Origin of the sequence: Pseudomonas extremorientalis, from assembly GCF_001870465.1 — a bacterium.
GTDB lineage: Bacteria > Pseudomonadota > Gammaproteobacteria > Pseudomonadales > Pseudomonadaceae > Aquipseudomonas > Aquipseudomonas extremorientalis.
In genome coordinates this window covers 170,661-188,435 of the sequence record NZ_MDGK01000011.1, presented here as the reverse complement: position 1 = coordinate 188,435, position 17,775 = coordinate 170,661, and the positions used below count along the sequence as shown (strand labels likewise).

The window sequence follows — 17,775 nt, the reverse complement described above, 5'->3', positions numbered from 1 at the left end:
TATGCCCTGCAACTCCAGCATGAGCGACGGCGACAAAGTCTACATTTGCAGTCCCCGGTTGGTGTTTCAACGAAGGTGTATGCAGAGCAGTATGTCGGCCTTGGGATTGCTACGGCAGTGCCATTGCTGCACTCTCACTGCTCATTTTTGTACGGGGTAACGCATGGACTGGAGTGATGTGCGGGTCTTTCTTGCGATTGCCCGTAGCGGGTCGCTGGGCGCTGCCGCCAAGCAGTTGGGTGTCAGCCATCCGACCGTGGGGCGACGCTTGCAGGTGCTTGAGCAGTCCAGTGGCCAGCCCATTTTCCTGCGTACCACCCAAGGTCTGGTCCTGACCGACAGCGGAGAAAAGCTGCTCAGTCTGGCGCAGGAAATGGAACAAAGTGCCTTGGCAATCGAAAGGCGCCTGGCGGGGGACAGCGCACAGCCAGAAGGTGTGTTGCGCATTTCTTGCGCCGACTGGTTCGCCTGTTATGTGCTGGCCCCGGTCCTGAATGAACTGGGACGACGTTATCCGCTGATCGTGCCCGAGGTCATCGCAGGGCATCGACTGTTTGACCTGGCTCGTCGCGATGCCGACATTGCCTTTCGGATCGTTCCTTTCACCGAACCCGATATTGTCCACCGCAAACTGACTACCTTGAGCTACGGGTTATACGCGGCCGTCGGATCCGCTGACCCCGAGCCGCAGGGCGACGGGGTGGGTTTGATCACCATGAGTGTTGCCCAGTCTCACTATCCCGATGTGCAATGGCTGCAGCAGCGTTACCCTCTGGCCCGTAAGGTGTTCACCAGTAGCAGCCGCACAGTCCAGGCGCACATGTGCGCGCAAGGGCAGGGTGTCGCCGTATTGCCCCGCGTCCTGGGCGACCAGTTGACGGCGCTGCGGCTGATTGATCCGCATGAACCGCCACCGGGTCGCGACATCTGGATGGGTTACCACCAGGACATGCGGCAGATGGACAGTCTTCGTGCCCTTGCCGACCTTGCCTCGGGCATGATCGGCTCGCAGCAGGGCCGATGATTCATTCTACTGGGCGCCGGGCTGCCGTTTGCAATTGCGCAGCCGGTTGGCGCGCCAGGCTTAGGCTGAGTCCCGCGCCCAAGGCCAGGCATGCCGCGATGCAGAGTATGGAAACGGTGAAGGCGTGAGTGAGGGCGGCCGCGTCCGTATCCGTGCCCAGAAGGGTGTAGAAAATGCCGCCTATTATCGCCACGCTCAGTGATGTGCTGATTTGCAGGGTAGAACTGGCAATGCCCGCAATCATGCCGGAATACGCGGGCGCTACGCGTCCTGTGATCATTCGCATCAATGTCGGCAGGGCCAGTCCTTGTCCGAAACCGATCAGAAACAGAATGACGGCGAGGGGCTGCTCAGGGGGCGTGACGGCCATCGGTGTGTGCGCCACGAGCCAGGCCAGGAGCACGAACCCCAGCACCTCAAGCCCCATTCCGACGGGGTTCACGTAAGCCCCCAGGAAACGCCTGAATTGAGGGGTGGAAAGCGGGCCCAGCAAAAATCCCGCGCCAAAAGGAAGGAAGATCAGGCCTGCATTGAGTGGGCTCGTATGCAGCGCTCCCTGTAAATACATGGAAAACAGCAGGAAAAACACGCCGATCGCGTAGAAGGTCAGGGCGACGAGCAGTGCCCGGCCCAACCCAGGCGTGCGCAATGCGACAGGATCAAGCAACGGTGCGCCTTGCGCCTGGTGCAAACGGGCTTCGTAGCGCCAGAACAGCCAGCCCAGCAGCGGTACTGCCGCAAGCGACAGCCAGGCCCACAAGGGCCAGCCGGCTTCACGCCCTTCGATCAATGGAACGATCAGCGCCCCAAGGGTCGCCATGGACAGGACGGTTCCACCCAGATCCAGCTTGCTTGTCTGTTGCGCGCGGGTTTCCCTGACCACGGGAATGGCGATCAGAATGACCAGCAACGCAATCGGTAGATTAACCAGAAATATCGCCCGCCACCCCAAGCCCATCAAGTCGAGCGATATCAATATCCCGCCAAGTGCCTGGCCGGCTACCGACGCCAGTCCAAAGACCGCGCCATAGAGACTCAGCGCCAAGGGCTTTTCGGACTCGGGAAATATAGCCTGCGCAGAAGCGAGTGCCTGGGGCGCCATGACGGCAGCCGTCACGCCTTGCAGCGAACGTCCGGCGATCAACACCCAAGGTGACTCGGCGACGCCGCAGATCAGTGAGGCAACTGCGAAACCAACCAGGCCAAGGAAAAACATTCTCATGCGACCGTAGATATCACCCAGCCGTCCGCCGGTAATCAGTGTCACGGCATAAAGCGCCGCGTACGAGGAAATGATCAACTGTTCGGCGGAGGAGGCCGTGCCGAGCGATTGCTGGATAGAGGGCAGCGCCACGTTCACGATGAAAAAATCCAGCGGCGGTAAAAACGCACCGACCAATAAGATGGCGAACATCAACCAGCGCCGCGGTTCCGGTGGGGCGATTTTTGTCTGTGGCATAAGGTCTCCTGCCTGGAACCCTTCGGTTCCAGAATATTCACGATGGCGGGTCATGCTCCGAATCAATGGGGCCCAATCTAAACGATCAAACTTGGGCTGACGCCTCACAAAATTGAACGGCCAGCGTTCATTAATGGCAGTGCCGTCGAGTGCCTGATTCCTCTCAAAATGGCCGCACTGTGGTTCCAGTCGGTCCACACAAACGAGACTGAGGAGTCAGATATGTCAGGTAAATTCGCTGGTCAGGTGGCAGTGGTCACCGGCGCATCCACCGGGATCGGGTATGCGATTGCGCAGGGTTTGATTGCAGAGGGTGCCACGCGTGTTTACATCACTGGGCGTTCAGCAGCCACCCTGGAGGCTGCAGTGGCCAGGCTTGGCGATAGAGCGATCGCGGTTATTTCCGATGTCGCGCGCCAGGCTGATCTCGATCAGCTCAAGGCGACGATTGAGGGGTGCAACGATCAGTTGGACGCAGTGTTTGCCAACGCGGGTATTTGCGAAAAGAACCCGCTGGGCGAGACCACCGAGGCGGCGTACTTCAACCTCTTCGACATTAACGTGAAGGGCGTGTTTTTTACTGTGCAGACGTTGATGCCTTTGTTGAAAAACGGCGCTTCGATTGTGCTGACGGCGTCTATCTGCTCCAGCAATGGGATGGAAGGACTGAGCCTCTACAACGCATCCAAGGCTGCCGTGCGGTCCTTCGCCAGGACCTGGGCCAACGAACTCAAAGGCCGCAAGATCCGAACGAATGTCCTGAGCCCTGGCTTCACCCGTACCCCCTTGATGGACAACGGCTTGAAGATGAGCGAAAGCGACATTGCCGCGCTGCGCCACCATGTCGAGCAGATCACTCCGCTGGGGTACATGGCCCAACCTGAAGAAATCGCCTCGTCAGCGCTGTTCCTCGCATCCGCCGATGCGAAATATGTCAACGGGGTGGAACTGATGGTCGACGGCGGGCTGTCGCAGATCTGACCTCCCGATCAAACCAGGTGCAACCCTTGCAGAGGGTTGCTTTTGTCGCTTTTGCGAAGCCCCCGCAGGACACCTCAACATGAACAGTGAAGAATTGAACACCCGACTGGACACCCTGGAGGTCGCGCCGCCATCGAGTCGCTGATCAGCGCCTACGCCAATGCCTTCGATCGCATCGACGTGTCGCTCCTGAGCGGAATCTGGCACGAAGGTCGACACTGAAAAAGGCCCGGTCCAAGTCAGCGGGTTGTATCACGACAGGTTTGAACGTCGGAACGGAAAATGGGCGTTCCTGTCACGTCGTTTTGAACTGCATTTCCTGACACCGTTGAACGGCTGGGTACCCGTAGCGGGTGAGGAGAGGTTTGCACCAAGCGAAGATCAGAACATGAGTAAACTCAGAGAAGGTTGATTTGCGGAATGTTCAGGATGTGACAATCAACTTAACGAGCCAAAATTTGCCGCTGATTCGGTTTTGAACTCAGGGGATCCAGACAAGCTGCGGCGCACTGGGTTAGTCGGTCATGCATGTTATTAAAGGTTTTTTTGAAGCTTGATGGGGACTTCGATTACAAACTGTCGGGGTCCCCAAAAAACATTTTGACATGGCTCTAGGATGGTAGTTATAGCGTGAAAATCTCGAATTATGCCCCCAGTTTTGCCCCCAATTGCACCGGGTGTTCGAGCGATCGCGAATGGCGATTTCTGACGCGGACCTGGGTGGCCGTGGCTGGTATTCAGTGGGCCTCCGTATACTGGCTGAGCAACCCGAATGTGGCAAATCCATGGTCGTTCGGAAGAGGGATGTGGGTTATGAGTTGATATCCCTAAGCGGATTTTTCGGATCTGTCTCTCTGCACCTATCCAGAAATTGGCTCGCGAGATGCTCAGGCTCTGCGCGATGTTGCAATGGCGCGGTCGCTAGGGGGATCGATCCGCGTGTCCATCGGCAGTTGGAGCGTAATGCCGGGCGCCTAGACATGGAATCAGCATTGAAAGTGGTGGGCAACGTTGAACATCGTGTTTCTGGTCGTGGATCTCGATAGTCCGGTCGGGCCTAGAACCTCGCGCTTCAATTGGCCGCCGAGTCGGCTGGCAGCGTGGGGGCTCAGGTTGAGATGTAGAGGGCCCGTCTTACCTTCGTTGTTCTTGGCCAGTTATGCTGTTGGGCCCGCTCGGTGATCAGTCATTAGGCAAGTGCAACTGCACTTCCATGGCGTCATGGAGGAGTCTGACGACCTCGATCACGTCGTCGTTTGCCACACGATAGAACACGATATGACGTGGGCTTTTGACCGTTCCATTGGTGTGTTTGGCCTGCTGTCGTGAATAGATGAGGTGATAGCCGCGAAGGCCCGGTGCAAGCTCATCGCGGTCGTGGCTGCCAATGCGATAAGGCGTGTCGGCAAGCGCTTGCAGCGCCGCGAAGATCAGTGCCTGGTAGCGCTGGCGTGCTTGATCGCCGAACTGCGTCTGGGAGCGCCTGAGGATGTCGACAATGTCGGCGCGCGCCGCGTTGGAAATCCGATATTGCGGCATGCTCAGCGTTTCTTGCGCGCGGGGAGGGTTGCCTCGAGGCTCAAGCCCTCGAGGTAGTGCTCCAGATCCCCTTCGTTCACCTGAGTAAAGCGCCCGTGTTCAAGATCCATGATGCCAATCGAGGTCGCCTGACGCAGGGCTTCAATTTTGGCGGTGTCTTCGGCGATGCGCTGCTCCAATAAACGTAAACCTTCTCGCATCACTTCGCTGGCATTCTGATAACGGCCGGACTGCACCAGATCCTGGATAACCTGTTCTTGGTGAGGGGTAAGTACAACGTTTCTCGTTGCCATAATGATCTCCAGCTTTCGGTAAACAGTTTCTTCCGATCATTGGCATATTATGCCATTTTGATTGCGAGCACATGGTTTGGAATTTTAATCTGACGGACTGTGTCGTACGGCGTCATCCTTTGCTCCATTCGAAAAAAGGCTGTCGCAGAGGGGCGTTGTGCGTTATTGCCAGCGCAAGATTGACCCAGTTACCGACATTTCACTGACCCTGGCTTCTACCTTGTGAACCATTACCAATGTTAGATTTTTGCCGATTGGTGTTGGGTCAGCGTGGCATCGGCAGCTGGGTCAATTCGTCGTCAGCACTAGCAGCCCAAGGCGATATTTGCGATGGAAGCGCCAGGTTCGGCGCACTCTTGGATAACTTGGGCTTTGAAGGACTTGCTGTAGGTGCGGCGCTGAGGGTGCATGAGAAATCCGCTTGATGGGCCAAAAATGGTGTCCACTTAATTAGGTGGACACCATGGCCTTCAGCAGTAGCGCGAGGAAGATGTGTTTACCGGACCGTTACGCAAGACTGAAGGCCCGAACGATCAATACCGAGAGCAGGACAGCCGATCTCGACAACCCACGATGACGCAGAAGCTCCCGGCAAGGGAGGCCTGCCAGGGCCGGACGGAATCCAGAAGGAAGCCCGCTAGGTGCTGAGGGGGGGCGGCGGCGGCCGGGCGAACGAAATCGGAGGGGCTGCTGATCACTATTACATCGTTCGCACATGGATAACGGTTTTACACCGCGGATGCCCCAGGACATCGATTCGGACGAACCTGGTCGCGGTTATGGGGAAATCAATACTGTTTCATCGAGGACCTGCTGTAAGAAAAGCGTCTTGGCAGCGCTTCCTGATATTGTCTGTTGGGGAATAGATAATGGTGCTTTTACGCTTCGCGAGAGCGTTATTGTTTTTGCTCGCCATTGCCGGCGCGAAGCTTTGCCATTCGGCTCACGGGGCCTTAATGTGTCCTCAAGGGCTGGATGCTCCACGATTTTCACGCTTGATAGCCTCATGGCGGGGATATGGCGTATTTCCCGGTTCTGTTCAAATGTCGTGTGGACTGGTAAAGGCTTGTCAGGTGATTTGCCCGTAAAGCCGAAGCTCAGTCCAGACGGATGTGCGGAAGCAACCATCATCCGCAGCGTTTTCGCGGTCTGGGCGCTCAGTGGTTGCTCAGCTTTTTCCGCCAAAGCCAGGAGATCACTAAGCAGGGTGTTCGCTTCTGCAAACAACGGGATACCTTGCTCCAGAAATGAGGCGAGTGTCTCGGCAGCAAGGTTGCAGGCCTCGGCCATGGGCAAGCCACGTTGGATTCGACAAGCAGCGCGAATTAGCTTTGCATCGGGAATTCTGTCATTCCAGTTCGTCAGGTTATCCAGCCACCGGGTAGGCATACGCTCCCAATCTCGTTTTCGAAGCAGGTAATAGGCTGCCGCTGTAGCCGCAATGGGATCTATGATCTTCCCCCTCAGTAGCCGATGGGCCAGGTCGCTGCCGGGATCCAGCATCGACTCCAGTTGGCCTAGTTTTCCTGCCCGCAGGAACTCCATGATGGCCTCGGCATTAGGGCTGTAGCTGCCCACTATCACCCGGGGAGTTAGTACGCCAGACAATGTGCGCAGCGACGTAATGAGTACGCTGGTTTGCTCATTAGGTATCGACACGACTTGAGGTGTGTCACTGTCCAAGCGAACGACGAGAGCTCTTGGATGTGGCGAGCCCCGGAGCTCTAACTGGATTGCCTCCCGTGAGTGAGGCATGTCTGATAGTTGCTCATTGATGTCGATTTGCATCCAACGAGGAGAATCAGGTGTTTTCTCCCAGAGTTGAAACCAGGCGTTTTTCATGCCTGGCTGGTTCATCAAGGCGCCTCCGTGCCGTTTTAGATCGAGACGTATTGCCGACCAAGCCATCCAGTCTGATGTCGACGTGTCTTCCCCAATATTGAAACTCACCTCGTCTAACCAAGCGTGATCACCGGTTTGAAGTAGAATTGTTTCACTGGTGCCATTTGGCAAGGTCAATCGCGCGAACAGTGGTGCATCGTTATATTCGTAGTGAAATTCTGTCACGCGAGCAGTGTTGACTGCGCCTGTAGCTATCACTTGACCGCGTGCATCGATGACGCTCATCGGGAGGAATGATCCAAAGTACCCGCGCTCGCCCTGTATATGGAGTTTTACCCGCAGATGTCGCTGGCTCATGGCTGTACCTCCACAGGAAGAAAGTAGAGAGGCGGTTCTAGGTGCTGTGTCCCGCTGGAGTACGGCTGGTGCATCACTGATGCAATTCGCACTTCATACATGCCTTTGCTGGCTTCAGTACACCAAATGCCTTCGCTCAGGCCGCCCGTAATCGGCGGTGATGAAGCATCAACGAGGTTGTGGATTTCATAGCTGCTGATGATGCGAAGAACCTCGGGCGTTAGTTCGATTTCGACTTTGACCTTCGGTACATCGTTGGTCACATGCAGAGGCGCATCCATGGAACCTGATGGGTGGGGCGCGCAGGCTTGAGGGGCACCACCACGCTCCTTGTTAATCATCGCGAGCAGTTTAGGCATTGCCTGTACCAGTGCGCTTCCATTGATTACCCAATTGGAGGTGCCAGATTGCGGTGCACCACAGTAGCCGTTCAATGCTCGCAGCAAAGCATCGGTGAAGCGAGAAACGCCGTTGCTGTCTCCATATGCCTTCTCGCCCTCTGCGGTTGACTCGATCCAGGTTGTGCCGCGATTAATGTTTTCTGAGGAGACGCCATCGTCCAGTAAGGCCGCTGGTCGTGAGCTTAGGCGTTCGCCGACACTCCGATTATAGGTACGGCAAGCGTCGACGAAGATATAGAGTTGTGCTTGGACTTGTCGCCAGAGCGCGCGCACAGTGTTGGATATGTCGAAACTGCCGGTCGCGAAAGGACGATTCTGTTTTTCTCCATGATCATCGAGCAGGAGGAAGTGTTCCGGACCATTCCCCATAACGCCGTGGCCGCAGAAGTAAAGGATACCGACGTTGTCTGGGTTCCTTTGTACTTCTGCCAGCCAGCGGTCAAAAGCGAGACAGACATTGGGGAGGGAGGCGCGTTCGATGTCGTGTACGGCCCCGATCGCATTGATCTGTGCTTGCTGTTCAGATGAGATCAGAACCTCCAGCGTCGTGAGCGGGGCTCTTGGGTTATTCAACCCACCGTTTAGTGCTGTGCCATTGCCATTGAGTATCCAGGTGGCCAGTTGCATTGCGGAGATAGCGGGGGATCGCAGTGAATTGAGTCCAAGGTGGACCCGATTGCGGGGCTCTGGACCACCCAGCAAATGGCGATAGTAACCGACACCGATGATCAGGACGTGTGTGGCGGGTTCATCGTCAATAGGGCGTAGCCGAATCTGCGTCATCGTTGAGCTTCCCCCAGGCGTTGGGCTAATCGTTTGTAAAAGCTGGGCCATTTAAAGTAGCCTGAGTGAGCACCTGTAACGGGGAAGCCCGTGTTGTACTTGAAGTCGTGGACTGTGCCAGGGACTGCGGCGGTAAAAACTGGCAAGACCAGAAAGCCTAGCACGTCGTTGGTGTCGACAATGTTCAGCCAGCTCTTCGCCCTGACTGGCGATTTAATTGCTTCACGAGGGATGGCCGTCCGATCTACACGGCCAGGGCTGTTCCATAGAAGTGACATTTCCTCAAACAAGCCGACCTGAGATCCGACTGTTACCCAGGCATCGATCTCGAGGTCAGAGTTGCTGGCGTAATGAGTTAAAATGTCGTAGACGATCTCGCCACCGAAGCTATGGCTTATCACGACTAGCGGCTCGTTTGTGCTGCGTGCTAGCTCCGCGGCTTCAAGGAGCGTTTTCAGAACCGTTGCTGCAATTGGCCCGGGTTGGCTGCCATCCTTACGTTCTGCGAGATAGCTGAAGGCGTCACCGACAAACGTCGCGAGTTTGTGCGTTACGGGGCGGCGAAAGGCTCCGACAACCGCGTGAGATAACTGATCGGGGCCCAGTAGCTTAAGTCGTTTGGCACCTTCCTCCAGCATTGCCCATAAGCTGGCACCGCCAAATGTCTCCTCTTTGCCGATGGGCGGTGGTGGACTGACGAGTTCGAAAATCTGGTCCAGCACATTCTCTTTTGTTGCCTGCGCAAGCCAGGGATCAGAGGTAATGGTGAGGCGATCTTGGGCGAGTTGATAAGCCTTGGCGACCTCATGTATGTCAGCTTCGTCTCTGGCGTCTTGAATGACTGCGTCGAATAGCAAGTCGATAGCCACATCTGGGTGTTTTCGGGCCACGGAGTGCAGTGAGTCACCGGACGTCACTGAGCCTGTGGCTACGGCAATTCCTAGGGATGGAGGTAGTGCGTTTTCATCCGAACCAAAGGTCTCAACTTCATTGCCTTTGGGAATCACGGCTAGGTCACGCCAGAAACTGACACCATCCCCACCCCAGTAGGGGGCGAAGACTGGGTGTTTCGGATTGATGCCTATGACTGGAGCAACGATCTCCTTGAGGAAGGCTGCACGAATGATTTCTTCCCGCTTATAGTCGGCATCTTGGCGATTGTTGACACCGTGAACAAATACGAATGGCATTGAGAATCCCTCCTGATGCTGTTTTGGCTCCACGTTACCCGGCAACTGAACCACATGTATGGGGAAATATCTATTTGTCGCCGATAGGGGATTGAGATTGGCAGTGATCACTTCATCGTCAGGTACTTCTCGATCGGCCAAGTCAATGCAAAATGCCTCGACGGTCAATCCGCTTGCATGGTGCTCACTCGCAAGAGCATGTGCTGAGCGTAGTCGTGGGGTGATTATCAATATATGAACATTCCTTGCCGACGGGCCTCTGCAGCTACAGCAAACGGTCTCGACCTCGACCCGCCTCGTAGATCGTCCGACAGTTCTCTGCCCTACGGGCCAACTCGACAGCCTCCCGCTTGAACTCGGGACTGTATTTGTTACGCTTGGACATGAACACTCCTTCGGCTCGATGTGAGCTTACTCGAAAGTGTCCGTGTCAACGGGGTAGAACCCTGGAGCGCTTACGACAAAAAATCTAACGTCGTGTCCGGCATCAGTTGGTCCACTACAATGTGCGATTCAAAGACTCTCAGGCAAGCCGAAGAACATTTTGACTGGGCCCTAGCGCAGTATTTTCAGGTCGGAAAAACTAAGCTATGCCCCCAGTTGTGCCCCACGTAGCGCGGGATATGTGGGCGATCGAGATTTGCGATCTCTGAGGCAAGCAATGCGCCCAGCCAAGAAACACCTGCTTGCGCACCACAGCGAACTCAAAAAACGCATCAGCGAGAACACCCCCAACGCAGCGTTGAAGCGAATGGGTTACGAGAATCTTCTAAGTGGCCACGGCATCCGCGGAACCATTTCGATAGAACTGAAAGAGATCGGCTACCCCAAGATCTGGGTGGATACGCAGTTGTTCCCATGCTTATCCGAATAAGGTGGGTTCGGCCTATAACCATGCCAAATATCTTGAGGACGAAGAAGGCCAATCCAGTCGTCAAGCTCTGTCCGGGGGTAATGTCGCCGTGGTCGCGATACAGTGAGCATGAGGAAAACCATAGTCATGCGTGGTCGTCCTTGGTTGTAACGGGTTGTGCGAAAACGTCGGCAAGGGCACACCGAGGAAGGCGCAGTAAAGCCTATCGAATGGTGTGACAGAGGAGGCGGCATGGACACACGTATCCAGCCCTCTACATAAATCGATTGCTCGACATCAAATCACCGTACTGGAAGTGCCTCCCAGTAGATTAATATGGATGCTATCTGGAACAGGCGCACGCAGTTTCGATGTTGGAAGGGGATTTCTGGGCGCAACGTGGCTCCTGGCCTTATCGGCAGCCAACGTATGTCCGCCCTAGATGCGAAAATAGACTGATCGCCCAATGAAGGGCTCGTTCGGCGGAAATGGTCCGCCAGGGACATCACGATGGACAGTAAGACAGAAGCAGCGACGCCCGACTCGACCATGGATGCATCGATTTTCCAGAGCGCGCTCCCCAACGCCGAGAAGCTTGAGCAGGCGCGTACACAGTTGCTTGACCTCTCAGCGCGAAATCGACTCCTTAATATGCCGCGATCGAGCCGTACCTCGGCGATTGCGGTCGTCGATGAGAAGACATCCGAGGTCTATCGTCTCCTCGTTCGGGAGGGAAAAGCGTTTACCTTCCTGGCCGGCAAGGCGGCAACTGATGAGTCCGATAATGATTCGGCAGCCGACGATGCAAAGCCGGCCAAAGACTCCGATGAAATCGGCCAGCTTGCCCAACCCGACGACAGCGTCGACGAGAGGGGCGTGCTCACCCGTCACAGCGATACAAAACTCCAGACTCGCCTCACGGGCAAGGGTCTGCAAAAGCATCTGCTCGAGCTCTACCTGAACTCAAAGACACTCGAGGAAGAGCAGGGCGTCAACGTCCTCTTTGCCTCCCTTGGCGCCCTCAAGTGGATCGATCCGAACAATGCGGCCAACGTTCGCCATGCGCCCCTGATCTTAATTCCGGTCGAGTTGAACCGCGGAACGGCGGGCGAGAAATTCCGACTCAAGGCCCGCGCTGAAGATGTTGCATCCAACCTGTCGTTGGAAGCGTACCTGGACCGCATCCACAAGCTTCGTATGCCCGCCTTCGAAGTCAGCGACAGCTTCGACATAGATGCCTATTTTGCAGAGGTCGCGGCTGCGGTGGCCGACAAGCCCCAGTGGGAAGTGCTGCCGGATGAGATAACCATCGGGTTCTTTTCGTTTGCCAAATTCCTGATGTACAGAGACCTCGACCCTGCCGTGTGGCCCAAGGGCAACACACTCGTCGATCGCGCACTCATCAAAGGCCTGCTCTCAGACGGCTTCCCAGATGGAGAGGGAATGCTCGACGAGAATGCCAACATCGATCCGGTCATCCCGCCGGCGGACATGCTCCACATTCTCGATTGCGACAGTTCGCAAGCCATTGCCATCCATGAGGTGCGTCGCGGTCGCGACATGGTCATCCAGGGCCCTCCTGGCACCGGCAAGAGCCAGACGATCGCCAATATCATTGCGTCGGCTATCAAGGACGGCAAAACGGTCCTGTTCGTGGCCGAGAAGATGGCTGCTCTGGAGGTGGTAAAACGGCGCCTTGACGAGAAGGGCGTGGGCGATGCGTGCCTGGAACTCCATAGCAACAAGGCCAATAAGCGCGCGGTACTCGATGAGCTGCGACGCACCTGGGATCTCGGAGCCCCGAAGCCAGCTCCCACGGGAAGCCTGATTGCTCGCCTGACCGAAGCACGGGACGAGTTGAATGGCCATGTGGCCCGGCTGCATGCCGTCGACCCAGCATCCAGTCTGTCCTCTTTCCAGGTCATGGGCCATCTCGCACGCCTGAGGCAAGCGGGGGTGATGCCCAATGATGTCGTTCTGGAGGAGATCGAAGCTTGGGGGGCGGATGGTTTCGAACGGCGTCATGCGCTTCTGAATGACTTGGTCACACGGATCGAGATCATCGGCAGACCCGACGACCACGCCTTTACCGGGGTGGGCATTGAAGCGATGCTGCCCACCGATCGTGAGCGTCTCGTTGCCCGTATCGAAACACTACGCGGCCAGCTCGAGAACGCCCGGCAGTACATGAATGCTACAGCCAGTTTGCTGGAAGCCCAGCCTCCGTCCAGGCTTGACGAACTGGTCGCTGTCAGCGCCCTCGCCCGGCGCATCAGTGTGGCGCCTGTGCTTGATGCCGACGCCATGGCAGATGACGGTTGGTCGAACGTATCGGCGGTCGATACATTGCTGGCGTTGGGTCATCGCTATGCCGCCTTGCGCCAGTCGCTGTCGAGCGAAGTCAATGTTGAGGCGTGGGATGAGGACACTCACGAAGTGCAGCAGGCGCTCACCGAATGCCCTGGTGACTTCGATGCGGACGCTGTTCGCCGCCTCTGCGCCGTCCGCGACGCCATCCCTGCGTTATTGCAGGCGGGCCGCGGTCTCGCTCACGCACTGGGCCGCGAATGCACGCCGACCGCTGGGGAATTTGCCCGCCTCGCCAAGATCGGCGAGCGGGTTGCAAATGCGCCACCGGCAAGCCCCGAAACGTTCGCTTCCGAGCTATGGGACGGCGGCGTAGAACGGGCCGGGCATATCGCCCAGACCGCTGCCAACCTCGAAGGGTTTCGTACGTCACTGGCAGGTCAGCTCCACGAGCTCGCCTGGGATATCGACGTGGGTCCCGCCCGCGCCGCGCTCGCGGCCAAGGGCACGAGCCTGTTCCGCTTCCTCAGTGGCGACTGGCGTGCAGCCAATAAGCTCATGCGCTCGGTCCTGGTTCAGCCCGCCCAACCTCTCCCGGTGACCCTGGCTTCTCTCGATACCCTGATCCGCGGTCAGGAAGCGCGGCGCGTGCTGCGCGATGAAGACAGCTTCGGCAAGGCTGCCTTCGCTGAAGACTGGCAAGGCGATCGCTCGGCCTCCGCGCCGCTGGTGGCTCTGGTTGAATGGATGCGGTCCCTGCGCGGGCTCGGGGCAGAACCCCGCCTCATCGCTTCCCGCGGTCCTGAGAAGGATGATGTCGGCAAGCGTTCGAAGCACGTAAGCCTTTTGCTCTCCCAGATAGTTCCCGACCTGTCCGGCGTCCATACTGATTTTCTTGCACAGGCAACGAAGGTGTTCGGTGACGCCACCGCGCCTGAACAACTCGACCTCGAGTCGTTGTTGCAGCTCGCCGTCCGCCACACGAATGCCTGGTCGACGGCCAGCCGCTTCCTGATTCAGCCCCCCACCAGCGCAGCATCAGCCTGTGCCATTTTTGAAAGGCTGGACGCGGGACGCGAGGAGCGCCAGGGCGTACGAGATGGGTATAGCCTCGGCCACGCGCTGTTCGGCTCCGCGTGGCGAGGGCTTGACAGTGATTGGGACGCCCTCTCGACAGCCGCTGGTTGGCTGAAAGTCAATGGAGACATCCGCGCGCTGGCCGGTCGAGTCAACGAGCGTGAGGCGCTCATTCCTCGCGCCAAGGCTCTTGATGAGCAGGCCGCGCATCTCGCCACGGCCTTCCACTCCATTGCAAATGAGCTTGCACTCGATCTGTCAGCCAGTGTCGGTGCGCCGCGGATCTATGAGGTGCATTTGGACTCCCTGGCAGCACGGCTATCACGCTGGGTTACCGAACAGGAAGAACTGCACCGGTGGTTGGCCTATCGCGATCGTGCTGCACGAGCCATTCGCGACGGTTGCGCGGATGTCGTCGCTAGACTTGCCGATGGACGGCTATCGACGACGAGCGCGGTCGCTGCGTTCGAGTTCGCTTATTTTGAAGGGCAATACCGTCGGGTGCTGAAGGCTGAACCGGCTCTGGGCCGCTTCGATGGCGTCGCCCACGGCCATATCGTCCGCGAGTTCGCCGACCTTGACCGCCAGCGCATCGCAGCGGCGGCAGGCGAAGTCGTTCAGGCTCACCACCAGAATGTTCCTCGAAGGGACAGTGGTTCGATTGGCCCACTCGGGGTGCTTCGGGGGGAAATTCAGAAGAAGAAGGGTCATATGGCCTTACGAAAGCTGGTCGAACGCGCGGCCCCTGCGCTCACCGCCCTGAAGCCGGTCTTCATGATGAGCCCGTTGTCGGTCGCGCAGTTCCTGCCGCCGGGCGCACTGGAGTTCGACCTGCTCGTGATGGACGAAGCGAGCCAGATCCAGCCGGTCGACGCCCTGGGTGCGGTGGCTCGCGCCAAGCAGGTAGTTGTGGTCGGTGACCCTCGTCAGCTACCGCCAACCAGTTTCTTTGCCAAGCTCACCAGTGGCGATGAAGACATCGACGAGGATGAGCCAACGAAGGTCGGCGATGTTGAAAGCATCCTTGGCCTGTTTACCGCACGCGGCCTGCCCATGCGCATGCTCCGCTGGCATTACCGTAGCCGCCACCAGTCGCTCATTGCGGTCAGCAACCGCCAGTTCTATGAAAACAAGCTGTTCATCGTGCCCAGTCCCTGGACTCAGGAGGGTGGGCGGGGCCTGCGCTTCCACCCTGTTCGGGATGGCGTCTTCGGTTCACCGGTCAAGAGCGTCAACGGGCCGGAGGCCAGGGTCGTCGCTGAGGCCATCGTCCAGCACGCCCGACTGCACCCGAAGCTGTCCTTGGGTGTGGCAGCGTTCTCCGCATCGCAAAGCCGCGCCATCTTCGACGAGCTTGAAGTGCTGCGTCGTGGTTTGCCAGCGGAGGTGGAGGCCTTCTTCAACCGCCGCAACAGTGAGCCGTTCTTCATTAAGAACCTTGAAAACGTTCAGGGTGACGAGCGGGATGTCATCTTCATCTCGGTTGGCTATGGACCGACCGTACCGGGCGGCAAGGTACCCATGCGTTTCGGGCCTCTCAACAACGAGGGCGGCGAGCGCCGGCTCAACGTGCTGATCAGCCGTGCCAAGCAGCGATGCGAGGTGTTCTCCTCGATCACCGATGAGGACATCGATCCTGCATTTTCCGCCAGCCGCAAAGGAATCGAGGCGTTCCGCATCTTTCTCCGCTATGCCCGCACGGGGAAGCTCGACACGGCGGCCGTCACGGGGCGGGACTTCGATTCCATTTTCGAAGAGCAGGTTGCAGCAGCGCTCGAGGCTCGGGGATACAGTGTCCAGCGTCAGGTGGGCCTGGCCGGGTTCTACATCGACCTTGCGGTGACTGATCCGGAGCGCCCAGGTCGCTTCCTCCTGGGCATCGAATGCGATGGCGCGTCGTACCACAGCGCTCAGTCCGCCCGGGACCGTGACCGCCTCCGCCAGCAGGTTCTGCTTGATCATGGCTGGAACCTCCACCGCATCTGGAGCACCGATTGGTTCCAGCGTCCCCAAGAACAGCTCGACCTTGTCTGTCGGCAGATCGATGCTGCGGGTGCTGCGTTCGACGAGCGCATAGCCGAGGAAGTCCTTTCAGTTGAGCAGGCTGTCGCTGCAGCCGCCATCGAACGGGAAGTGAGGGCTGAAGACGGTGATTTCACCTTCGAACCGTATGTCGAAGCGAGCCCACAGCGGCCAACACATCGTTCGGAAGAAATCCACGAAACTCCGACAGGCATTCTTACCGAGATAGCGGTTGATGTTGTGCGCATCGAAGGGCCCGTGCATACCGATGAGGTCGTGTCCCGTGTCCGTGACGCCTGGGGCGTCAAGCGAGCTGGAAGTCGCATTCAGGACGCCGTCGAAAGGGCAATCGATGTGGCTGTCCGCCAGAACTCCGTGGTTCGGGACGGCGCCTGGCTCGCCATCGCCAGCGCACCTGTTGTTGCACGCGATCGTTCGCAGGTATCTTCACTGGCGCTCCGCCGGGCGGAGTACCTACCGGAGGCAGAACTTGCAGAGGCCATCGTCATCGTCGTAGCGCGTAACTTTGGGGCGAATCGCGATCAGGTCATCGAACGCGTTGCGCGCGCCATGGGCATCCGAGCTATCTCGGCTTCGGTACGAGAACGTGTGGCGGAGATGGTCGAGCAAGTCGTAGCCTGTGGTCGTTTGGTTGATGAAGAAGGCCTCCTGAAGGTTCGGGAGTAGCTATTTTCTTGGGGGCGTCCTGACCGGCCCTAGAGTGTCGTAAGACATTTGCGGTCGGTGAGGCGCACGGCGACACGATGAGGACTGCTGGGCAGACCGTTATTTAGCGCGGAAATCTGAGCATCAGCCTTTCGTATGCGTAACCTCTGACAGGCACAACTTATGGATGGGAGCATGACAGTAACGGAATACTGCGTTTTCTAGGGATGGTCTGAAGCACGCAACTATTTAGGCGTGACTACCCCGGTCAAGCTGAAATTTACTTGAGTGGGGACTGCAAATCAGAAAAACGGCCCGAAGAAACGATTTTCAAAGCCGTTTTTGGCCTTGAAGAAAGGCCATCGGGTTCATTTTTCTCATCGCGGACGCACCTGTCCTGCCATGTCCAATAAATGTCGCCGCGACATCCATAGGTTCGATAAGGCAAACAAAGTGATCCTATGTGCATGGTTCCTGGCCAGCCCGCGAAATCTCACCTTGGTGTAGCCAAACTGGCGCTTGTTTACCCTAAACGGGTGTTCAACCTTGGATCAAATCTCAGCCTTGAGCCGTTCGATGAGTCGCTTCGCCTTGTAAAACAACAAGTCCACAGACTTCTCTTTGTAGTGGCCTAACATCTCTGAACACATCAATACGTGGAGCGAAACGTAAGGGCCTGTCTGCCGAGAGTGATTCAAGGACATAGCATCGCTGTCCCGGGGGCGGATCACAAAGTCTCCGGCAAACCAAAAACATTTTGACTCGGCTCTAGGACGGTAGTTTTAGGTCAAAAAAGATCAGTTATGCCCCCATTTTTGCCCCCACTCGCATTGGGTTGCGAGAGATCTCGAATGGCGATTCCTGTCAGAATAACAAGATGGTGCGGGGTGGCTTTGAGCTGAGGTGATCCGATAGCATTCAACGGCGATAGGGAACTGTCGCAGGTGATTTTTCGAGAAGAAGATTGTTGAGCCTCAGGCT

General features: G+C 57.4%; 9 protein-coding genes and 2 pseudogenes. 4 read left to right on the top strand and 7 right to left on the bottom strand.

Annotation, left to right across the window (positions count from 1 at the left end):
- The first annotated feature begins 163 nt into the window (after window positions 1-163).
- Entirely contained in the window at window positions 164-1,024 is an 861-nt protein-coding gene (locus BFN10_RS03045; RefSeq protein ID WP_071488408.1) for a LysR family transcriptional regulator, read from the top strand.
- 1 nt (window position 1,025) lies between these two features.
- On the opposite strand, the gene BFN10_RS03040 is transcribed toward BFN10_RS03045, so the two are convergent.
- Window positions 1,026-2,483: an MFS transporter gene (locus BFN10_RS03040; RefSeq protein ID WP_071488407.1), complete on the bottom strand. Its 1,458-nt coding sequence runs from the start codon at window positions 2,481-2,483 to the stop codon at window positions 1,026-1,028.
- A gap of 222 nt (window positions 2,484-2,705) precedes the next feature.
- Here BFN10_RS03040 and BFN10_RS03035 point away from each other — a divergent pair, with 222 nt between their 5' ends.
- Window positions 2,706-3,464 carry an SDR family oxidoreductase gene (locus BFN10_RS03035; protein WP_071488406.1) on the top strand — a complete coding sequence of 253 codons (759 nt, stop codon included), beginning with the start codon at window positions 2,706-2,708 and terminating at the stop codon, window positions 3,462-3,464.
- Window positions 3,465-4,646: 1,182 nt separating this feature from the next.
- Here the strand turns inward: BFN10_RS03035 and BFN10_RS03030 are convergent.
- The 5 genes from BFN10_RS03030 to BFN10_RS03005 all read right to left on the bottom strand — a co-directional run bounded on the left by BFN10_RS03030 (window position 4,647) and on the right by BFN10_RS03005 (window position 10,037).
- A complete protein-coding gene (locus BFN10_RS03030; RefSeq protein WP_071488405.1) occupies window positions 4,647-5,003 on the bottom strand; it encodes a type II toxin-antitoxin system RelE/ParE family toxin in 357 nt (118 codons plus the stop codon).
- A gap of 2 nt (window positions 5,004-5,005) precedes the next feature.
- Window positions 5,006-5,296, bottom strand: coding sequence for a type II toxin-antitoxin system ParD family antitoxin (locus BFN10_RS03025; RefSeq protein WP_071488404.1), 291 nt, complete (start codon window positions 5,294-5,296; stop codon window positions 5,006-5,008).
- A 777-nt stretch (window positions 5,297-6,073) separates the two neighbouring features.
- The gene (locus tag BFN10_RS03020) at window positions 6,074-7,495 is read right to left on the bottom strand and encodes a hypothetical protein (protein ID WP_071488403.1); all 1,422 of its coding nucleotides are present in this window, start codon (window positions 7,493-7,495) and stop codon (window positions 6,074-6,076) included.
- A complete protein-coding gene (locus BFN10_RS29150; protein ID WP_162276385.1) occupies window positions 7,492-8,679 on the bottom strand; it encodes a caspase family protein in 1,188 nt (395 codons plus the stop codon). The genes BFN10_RS03020 and BFN10_RS29150 overlap by 4 nt, the downstream gene beginning before the upstream one ends.
- Window positions 8,676-10,037 carry a hypothetical protein gene (locus BFN10_RS03005; protein ID WP_130898154.1) on the bottom strand — a complete coding sequence of 454 codons (1,362 nt, stop codon included), beginning with the start codon at window positions 10,035-10,037 and terminating at the stop codon, window positions 8,676-8,678. The genes BFN10_RS29150 and BFN10_RS03005 overlap by 4 nt, the downstream gene beginning before the upstream one ends.
- A gap of 499 nt (window positions 10,038-10,536) precedes the next feature.
- Between BFN10_RS03005 and BFN10_RS03000 the strand changes: the two are divergent.
- Both BFN10_RS03000 and BFN10_RS02995 read left to right on the top strand, forming a co-directional pair.
- A pseudogene (locus BFN10_RS03000) lies at window positions 10,537-10,780 on the top strand (tyrosine-type recombinase/integrase); the annotation flags it as partial.
- Window positions 10,781-11,232: 452 nt separating this feature from the next.
- Window positions 11,233-16,815, top strand: a complete 5,583-nt coding sequence (locus BFN10_RS02995) for a DUF3320 domain-containing protein (protein WP_071488398.1) — start codon at window positions 11,233-11,235, stop codon at window positions 16,813-16,815.
- Between the two features lie 356 nt (window positions 16,816-17,171).
- Here BFN10_RS02995 and BFN10_RS28605 read toward each other — a convergent pair.
- Window positions 17,172-17,393 (bottom strand): annotated as a pseudogene (locus BFN10_RS28605) (transposase); the annotation flags it as partial.
- Window positions 17,394-17,775 lie beyond the last annotated feature (382 nt).